The 8,537-nt window shown below is 41.1% G+C and carries 8 protein-coding genes and 1 pseudogene; 4 read left to right on the top strand and 5 right to left on the bottom strand.

Annotated features, from left to right (window positions below):
• Nucleotides 1-43 precede the first annotated feature (43 nt).
• Entirely contained in the window at nucleotides 44-1,237 is a 1,194-nt protein-coding gene (locus H5185_RS19680) for a class I SAM-dependent rRNA methyltransferase (protein ID WP_182698839.1), read from the bottom strand.
• A gap of 602 nt (nucleotides 1,238-1,839) precedes the next feature.
• A pseudogene (locus H5185_RS23095) lies at nucleotides 1,840-1,995 on the bottom strand (histidine kinase); the annotation flags it as partial.
• A gap of 226 nt (nucleotides 1,996-2,221) precedes the next feature.
• Here H5185_RS23095 and H5185_RS19675 point away from each other — a divergent pair.
• From H5185_RS19675 to H5185_RS19665, 3 genes are all read left to right on the top strand, one after another.
• Complete coding sequence (locus tag H5185_RS19675) at nucleotides 2,222-3,397, top strand: porin (RefSeq protein WP_182742936.1); 1,176 nt, start codon at nucleotides 2,222-2,224, stop codon at nucleotides 3,395-3,397.
• A 110-nt stretch (nucleotides 3,398-3,507) separates the two neighbouring features.
• A complete protein-coding gene (locus H5185_RS19670) occupies nucleotides 3,508-4,041 on the top strand; it encodes an FMN-binding protein (RefSeq protein ID WP_182742935.1) in 534 nt (177 codons plus the stop codon).
• Between the two features lie 41 nt (nucleotides 4,042-4,082).
• Complete coding sequence (locus H5185_RS19665; RefSeq protein ID WP_182742934.1) at nucleotides 4,083-4,844, top strand: PepSY-associated TM helix domain-containing protein; 762 nt, start codon at nucleotides 4,083-4,085, stop codon at nucleotides 4,842-4,844.
• Nucleotides 4,845-4,912: 68 nt separating this feature from the next.
• Here the strand turns inward: H5185_RS19665 and H5185_RS19660 are convergent, their stop codons facing one another.
• The 3 genes from H5185_RS19660 to H5185_RS19650 all read right to left on the bottom strand — a co-directional run bounded on the left by H5185_RS19660 (nucleotide 4,913) and on the right by H5185_RS19650 (nucleotide 6,692).
• Nucleotides 4,913-5,134 (bottom strand): DUF2061 domain-containing protein, encoded by a 222-nt coding sequence (locus H5185_RS19660; protein ID WP_182723731.1) that lies wholly within the window; start codon nucleotides 5,132-5,134, stop codon nucleotides 4,913-4,915.
• A 198-nt stretch (nucleotides 5,135-5,332) separates the two neighbouring features.
• The gene (locus H5185_RS19655; protein ID WP_182742933.1) at nucleotides 5,333-6,247 is read right to left on the bottom strand and encodes a 1,4-dihydroxy-2-naphthoyl-CoA synthase; all 915 of its coding nucleotides are present in this window, start codon (nucleotides 6,245-6,247) and stop codon (nucleotides 5,333-5,335) included.
• 97 nt (nucleotides 6,248-6,344) lie between these two features.
• Nucleotides 6,345-6,692, bottom strand: a complete 348-nt coding sequence (locus H5185_RS19650) for a hypothetical protein (RefSeq protein ID WP_182698844.1) — start codon at nucleotides 6,690-6,692, stop codon at nucleotides 6,345-6,347.
• Nucleotides 6,693-6,768: 76 nt separating this feature from the next.
• Between H5185_RS19650 and ccoG the strand changes: the two genes are divergently transcribed.
• Complete coding sequence (gene ccoG, locus H5185_RS19645; protein ID WP_124016619.1) at nucleotides 6,769-8,196, top strand: cytochrome c oxidase accessory protein CcoG; 1,428 nt, start codon at nucleotides 6,769-6,771, stop codon at nucleotides 8,194-8,196.
• Nucleotides 8,197-8,537: the final 341 nt, after the last annotated feature.

Raw genomic sequence — 8,537 nt, 5'->3', positions numbered from 1 at the left:
GGGAACAGTAACTGTTCCCTTTTTGTTGACGTCACATTATCAATTACCAAACTCGAGCGACTAGACCTTTGAGGTAATAACCTTCTGGGAATGCGCTGCTAATTGGATGATCGCTAGCTTGATGCATACGCTCAATAAACTGAACTTCACGTTTCGCATCTAAGGCAGCATCAGCAACCACTTTTTGGAATAGGTCTGACTGCATTAAGCCTGAACACGAGAACGTCAGTAATATTCCACCTGGATTAAGCAATTGCATCGCAATCATGTTGATGTCTTTATAACCGCGACATGCACCATCTAGCTGCGATTTATTGTCGGCAAACTTAGGCGGGTCGAGCACGATAACATCGAAAGTTTTAGCTTCATCTCGGTACTGGCGTAGTAATTTAAATACGTCAGCTTCGTTATAATTTACATGGTCATCATTAAGGTGATTAATCGCCATATTATCGCGAGCAGTTTGCAGCGCTAAGGTGGATACATCAACATTTTCAATACTCGCCGCGCCAGCTTTGGCGGCATACAAGCCGAAAGTACCAGTGTAACAGAAGCAGTTAAGTACAGATTTGCCTTTAACGAAACGAGCCGCCATAGCACGGTTGTCACGTTGATCTAGATAAAAACCGGTTTTGTGGCCTTTAATAACATCGACCGCAATCTTAATACCGTTTTCTTCGATGATAATGGGCATTGGGGGTAATTCGCCGTGAAGTAACCCTACGACAGGAACCAGGCCTTCTTTCTTTCTCGAGTCGACATCTGAACGCTCATAAACGGCGCAATCTGGATATTGAATCACTAGTTGTTCAACGATGGTATCGCGCCATTTTTCAGCACCAGTGCTTAATAGTTGGCAAACGAATACGTTGGCATAACGATCTATGGTGATACCAGGTAAACCGTCAGATTCTGCGGCAATTAAACGATAACCTGTAAGGCCTTGTTCGCGGATGAGTTCATCTCGACCGGCTTGAGCCCTTTTTATACGTCTAGCAAAGAAGTCTGCATCGATGGTTTCTTCTTTGTCGAAGGTCCATATACGCACTTGGATTTGAGATTCTGGCGACCAGGCACCGCGTCCGAGCCAGTGCCCATCGTGCGCCACTACTTCAACAGTGTCACCAGCTTGCGGTTTGCCGCCATTGACGTTGTGAATTCCATTGGAAAATATCCAAGGGTGGCGTCGCTCTAATGAACGTTCGCGGCCAGGTTTAAGTTTAATTCTGATAGCCATGGTACTGCCTAATATAAAGTATAAGTGGAGAGTAAATTCGCTGCGCCTGATAACAACTGATTATAGGCCTTGTTCTAGGCTTATATGAGATTATCTAAGCTATATGGCTCAATTTGTGAGGGATATAAAGCTCGTGACGACAATGGGGTGATCATAGCGTGTTTTGAGTCTAAAAACCTGACAAATAATAACGCTGTAATATTAAGGTTAAGTTGACGGTATCGTTTGTTGATATTTGGATTATGGTTTTTTCGATGGCCTTTTTATTAAAGGTTTATCATTAGGTGTACGCCGCCATAAACGTTGCTGGCTATTGCGCCTGCAAATAGTGCTGTATTAAGAGATATCAGCAGGAATATTTTAGTTTGAGTGAGTTAACACTAAGGCTGAATATGTTTAACTTGTGTTGTTTCATAGCCAAATGGCCATGGGGTAAATCTGCTTGGTTAAGGTGTTGCCTTTAAAAGTGCGACATGATTATCGCCGTCCATTATCACTAATAATGACATTACTGGCCATAACGCTTTATTGGCTTTTCAGACAACAAAATTTACACGTGAAAAAAGCAGAATATAGCCCTTAAATGGCAGAGCTTACTCAACTTCTGGATGGTCGTCATTTGCCGTAATATCGGCATGTTTTTCCTTGAGTAGTAAACTTGATAGGGCGATGCCACAGCCTATTTCTAGAATTCTTTTACCTTCATTGTAATCCAACATGTAGTTAGCCAGTACTAAGCTTGATGGCCAAACAATGCCTGCTGGCCGAGGATATTCTACGTTTTATCCTATTTGGCATTCTTCATGTCAATCATCGATTATCTCGTGTCATTAAACACAGAGTGGTTGTTATTAAATATGTGACACACCTACTAAGCTTAATGATAATGGTTTGCATTAACATATTCGTTATGTATAATTCACGAAAATTTACACTACTTTACATAACACACTAGTTGTTTACATTGTCTGATCGGGATGGAATATGAAAAAAACGTTAATAGCTGCAACACTATTTAGCCTTTTGGCTAGCAATCAAGTTATGGCTTCTGATGAAACGACTGAACTACGCCAGATTATTGAGCAGCAGCAGAAAGTGCTTAAAGATCTTGAAAAGCGTCTTGAGCAAACAGAAAAACGTGTAGAGGCTACGGCTGATGTAGTAGAAGCAAGCGCATCAAGCAAGTCGGCAACCACTATTGGTGGATATGGCGAATTACACTACAACAATATTAGCAATAACCAAACTGGTGAAGACAAGAAAGAATTCGACTTCCATCGCTTTGTATTATTTGTCGGTCACGAGTTTAATAGCAGTACACGTTTTTTCTCTGAACTCGAAGTTGAGCATTCCATCGCAGGTGAGAGCCAAAATGGCGAAGTTGAGTTAGAGCAAGCCTATATAGAGCATGACTTTAATGAGATGTTTACCGGTAAAGCTGGTCTATTTTTAATGCCTGTCGGTATTATCAACGAAACTCACGAACCAACAGCATTCTACGGTGTTGAGCGCAACCCAGTAGAAAAAGACATCATTCCTGCAACGTGGTGGGAAGGGGGTATAAACCTTAATATTAAAGCGGCGCCAGGTTTAGCTTTTGATACCGTAATCACTTCTGGTTTGTATTTAGACCAAAGCTCTGGTTACAAAATCCGTAATGGTCGTCAAAAAGTTTCTGAAGCTAAGGGCGAAGATTTAGCCTATACCGGCCGTGTAAAATACACTGCGGTTCCTGGTTTGGAGCTAGCTGCAACGGTTCAGTATCAGTCCGATTTAACTCAAGGTACTGCCGATGTTGATTCTGCAGCAGCAACATTGCTTACCGCCCATGCCATTTACAGCATTGAACACTTCACTGTAAAAGCTCTATATGCACAGTGGAATATTGATGGTAAAGAAGCTGAAGCATTAGGTCGTGATAAGCAAAATGGTTTCTATATTGAGCCTGCTTACCGTATTAATGAACAGTTTGGTGTGTTTGCTCGTTATAACGAGTGGGACAACAATGCTGGTGATAGCGCCGATACTAAGAAAAAACAAACCAACGTGGGTGTTAACTACTGGTTACACGAAAACGTAGTGTTTAAAGCTGATTACGAAAATATTGGCGGCGCTGCAGATTCAGACGGTTTTAACTTAGGTGTTGGTTACCAGTTCTAATCCTGAGTATTCTCAGAGGTAAGACGCATCGGTAAAAACGTTTATCGGTAAATGGGGGCCTGCAGTGTATATTGTTGGCGCCCGTATTTTTATTATGTTTGAGGGCTATTATGCAAACAATATTACGATCATATTTGATGGTATTTATGCTGGGATTAGCGGCTTGTTTGTCAGTATTTAATAGCGTTGCTGCCACACAATATCAGTCAAATGAAGCGTTTATTAGCCAAGCATTTAATGGCAGTAGTGGCGAGTCTAAGGTGCTATGGCTTGACGATGAGCTCAAACAAGCGATAGAAGTTATCTTAGCCCATCGTTTTAATAAAATGCGGCTGCGTTATTGGCTACACAATAATGAAACGGTATGGATAATGGACGAGATAGGTAAAGAATCGCCTATTACAGTGGCTATCCATGTAAAAGACAATCAAATAGAACGAACTAAAGTGTTAATCTATCGTGAAAGTCGCGGTGATGAAGTGCGTCATGATTTTTTTACTGATCAATTTAAGTCGGCCAAGCTAGATGACCAATATCAGCTTGATAAGCATATAGATGGCATTACAGGCGCGACATTATCAGTAAGAGCGTTAACTAAGTTATCGCGTATTGCATTATTACTTCATGCGCATGTGGTGCCATAAGCCCAATTTCAATTCCAGCGGATCATTTCAAGCAGGTTAGTGTGACTAAGACATCTCGACGTAATCGTTTTAGACTTAAGTTGTTACGAGCACTTCGTCCTTGGCATCGACGCCTAGGCTTAGCGAGTGCTTTATTTATCCTATTACTCGTGTTCACAGGTGTAGCGATAAATCACAGTGATGATTTTGGTTTAGACCAAACACCTGTTACCCAGTCTTGGTTACTTGATTATTATGGTATTCCAGCTCCTGCGCATGTCGCTCAGTTTTCTGCTTTAGATAAGCGTAATTTACCTGCACTTTATATTTCTGATAATTTATTGTGGCAGGGAAAACAGGTTATTTTTGAAGGCCCACAAACGTTAATCAGTGCCAGTTATGCTGCCAATATGCTGGTGGCAATGGATACCAATCAGTTGTATTTATTCGATAGCGCAGGGCATTTACAAGAAACACAGAATAGCAGTACCGGTTTACCGGCTGGCTTATTAGCGCTGGCAGTAGTGGATGGTCGAGTATGGCTAAAGACAGATTCTGGTATTTATCAAGCTGATGAGCAGTTAATTGATTGGCAACCTACTGTACCGCTCAAGCCGTTAAGTTGGCTTATGCCAAATCCTCAAGTTAATGCTGAGTTTATTCAACATGCTCGTAGTGCGCATTTAAATTGGCAACGCGTAATGCTAGATCTACATAGTGGTCGCTTATTTGGAGCGTTAACAGTGTGGCTATGGGACTTGTTTGCGCTAGCATTGTTGTTGGTATCATTAAGCGGTTTCTGGATTTGGTACCAAAAAAAATAATGGTAACAATGCTTTTATAATTTCATAAAGAGCGCATAAGATGGACTAGCAAGCTCATGGTTATAACGTTAGCCCATCAAGAGTGCCGACTCTTTAGATCGTTCAGCTTGCTGCACTTTCTTTAACTCAATTTTTTTCCAAACCTTGTCATGAAAGTAAAATACAACAGTATTAACGGCAGGCTCAAGCAGGGCTATGGTGCCACCGATAATAATGCTCCCGGTTAATAGGTAGGTAATCGTAAATGCGACACCGAAGTGTAAAATGGCAAAACTGAAAGTTTTTTTCATGGTTAAGTCCCCCTTTGTTAATTTGTTTAAATGATAACAGTTATCATTATCATGTAAAGCGGGTTAATTCGATTATTACCAATGAAAATTTCGATTACGATTATATTTTTTAATACCGAAAGCAATAAAAGCCCTTAAAGGGCCTTTATGATGGCAGAAAATATCCGTTAATTTAGAGTATAACCCTATGTGCTGGGGTTAGTAATGCCAAGGAAAGCGGGAAAAATCTTGGTCGCGTTTTTCTAAAAAGGCATCACGGCCTTCTTGAGCTTCTTCACTCGCATACGCTAAGCGTGTGGCTTCACCGGCAAACAGTTGTTGGCCTACTAAGCCATCGTCGGCCATATTAAAGCCATATTTAAGCATACGCATTGCGGTAGGCGATTTAGAGTTAATCTCTTTTGCCCAAACTAATGCTTCTATTTCGAGTTCAGCATGGGGAATCGCTCGGTTTACCATGCCCATATCAAAGGCTTCTTCTGCTGAGTAATTAAAACCAAGAAAGAAGATTTCACGAGCACGTTTTTGGCCAATCATCTTAGCTAAATATGCACTGCCATACCCGGAATCAAAACTACCCACATCAGGGTCAGTTTGTTTAAAGATAGCGTGTTCTTTAGAGGCTAATGTTAAGTCACACACTACATGTAAACTATGGCCACCACCCACAGCCCAGCCTGGCACAACTGCAATAACCACTTTGGGCATAAAACGAATCAAACGTTGTACTTCTAATATATGTAGGCGTCCCATGCGTGCGACATCAGGCTTACCTTCCTCTGCGCCTTCATATTTATAGCCGTCTTTACCACGAATACGTTGATCACCGCCTGCGCAAAATGAGTGCTGACCTTTTGCTGATGGCCCATTACCTGTTAATAGTACACATCCTACATCAGACCATTGTCTAGCATGATCTAGAGCGATAAAGAGTTCGTCTACGGTTTTAGGGCGAAATGAATTAAGGCAATCAGGCCTGTCAATGGCAATACGCACTGTACCTTGGTGTTTTGCCCGATGATAAGTGATGTCTTCAAAATTGAATCCTTCGACAAGATCCCATAAGTCTGGATCAAAAATGTCGGATACTGATTCTGTGTGTGATTGAGTCATAAAAACCTAGCCCCTATTGTAGATATTACACAAAGGCTAGGCTTATTTGATATTTAGGTCAATTTGAGAGCATAAAACCGTTAACTAACTCGAGTTATTAGATTTTATCGCAAATAAATTGTAAGTTTTCTTTGGTGAAAACCGGGTGGCGAGCACTGCTATGGCAGTATTGATCTTTAAACTCAGCTATTGCTTCATTACTGGTAAACACACCATCTAACTCACGGATCTCAATAGTTGATAAGCGTTCGTAAATTTCCGCTTTAATTTGCGGTAAGTGTTTATCAATTTTAATGATTTTTGTGCCCGTCATCGAATCAAGCTTTTTGTCAGCCTTAGTAAACATTGTTTTAATGTCATGGATTGGCTTATCAAGCTTGTCTGTTTCCGTCGCGAAATAATAAATAATTCCCGCAATTATTATTAATCCTATCCAGCCTCTCATCTTTTTATCCAATAATGTGTTATTACCTATATAATAAGCTAGTTATCGTTCAATATTAAAGCAGTAAGGCTGTAACATGACGACAGAATCTAACCCCAAGGACTTTTCTAAACAACAACGTATTAAAATCCATCAACCTGATGCCAGTAAAGCAGACCGTTTCAATCCGCGCAACCGTATTTATGTAAGAGCTGTAGATGGCTTATGGACAACGTTACGCCGTTACATGGGTTGGATTGCTATGTTGTTCTTCTTATTGTTGCCCTGGTTGCCATGGGGCGATCGTCAAGCAGTTTGGTTTCATCTGGCCGAGCAAAAATTCCATGTGTTTGGTTTAACTATCTGGCCACAAGACCTCACCTTACTCGCAGCACTGTTTATGATAGCTGCATTCGGGTTGTTTTTCGTTACTACTTATCTCGGTAGAGTGTGGTGTGGCTATACCTGCCCACAAACGGTGTGGACCTTCATTTTTATCTGGTTTGAAGAAAAGTTTGAAGGCGCACGTAATAAACGCATTAAGCTTGATCAAATGCCATGGAGCTTTAATAAGCTATGGCGGAAAACCGCTAAACATACCTCTTGGCTACTGGTATCACTATTAACAGCCACAACCTTTGTATCTTACTTTGTTCCAAGCCGTGAACTGTACATTGACATCTTTACCTTGAATGCCGGTGGTGGAATATATTTTTGGGTTATTTTCTTTACTATTGCGACATATGGTAATGCCGGATGGATGCGTGAGATCATGTGTATTCATATGTGTCCTTATGCCCGTTTCCAAGCGGCTATGTTTGATAAAAATACTTATATAGTCGGTTACGACACTCAGCGTGGTGAAACGCGTGGTCCTCGTTCTCGCAAACAAGACCCAAAAGAAATGGGCTTAGGCGACTGTATTGATTGTGACTTATGTGTACAAGTCTGTCCGACAGGGATTGATATACGTAATGGTCTGCAATACGAATGTATTAACTGTGGGGCCTGTATTGATGCATGTGATAACACCATGGAACGCATGGGTTACGAAAAAGGGTTAATCAGTTACACAACAGAAAACAAACTTGATGGCGTACAAGAAAAGGTATTGCGACCTAAGCTGGTCGGTTACGGTGTAGTGCTGACTGTGATGATATTAATATTCATTTATGCCAGCGCAACTATTGCGCCTGTTCGTATGGATGTTATTAGAGATAGAAACTCACTGTATCGTCAAAACAACCAAGGCAATACCGAAAACACCTTTACGATAAAAATTCTTAATAAGACAGAACAGCCACAAGAGTATGAGTTAAGTGTCGAAGGTCTGCCGAATGCTAAATGGATTGGCCCGCAGCACGTCTCAATCGGATCTGGTGAAGTCATCACCTTGCCTATTAGTATTGCTGTCGATCCTATCGAGCTGAAGAGAAGTATTACCAAAATCGATATTAAAATTAACGCAGTTATAGACGGTAGCCCAATAGAAATAAAACAGGAAACTCGATTCTTTGGTGATTAGAATCGAGCAAAATAGGCAAAAAAGGGGCTGATAGTCCCTTTTTTGTTCATTTCGATTGAAAAAACACCTCTCAGTCATGTTTTTGCAATATTTAGCATTTTTATGCTTGCACAAAATCTTAAGCTGCCTATAATGCGCATCCACTGACACGGCAGACAGCGAAAGCGGTCACCGAGTTAGGTTGAATTAAGTGCTTCAAAACACTGAATTCAAGGTGAAAAGAAAGTTTGAAAAAACACTTGACGCCGACACGGGAAAGCGTAGAATACGCACCCCAAGCCAACGACCTAGCGTCTTACGGCGATGTCTGAAAAATCGACATCACGTTCTTTAACAATTTA

The organism is Shewanella sp. SG44-6 (assembly GCF_014164185.1).
Classification (GTDB): domain Bacteria; phylum Pseudomonadota; class Gammaproteobacteria; order Enterobacterales; family Shewanellaceae; genus Shewanella; species Shewanella vesiculosa.
Note: the sequence above shows the minus strand (reverse complement) of the source record. Positions and strands in the feature narration are given on the sequence as shown.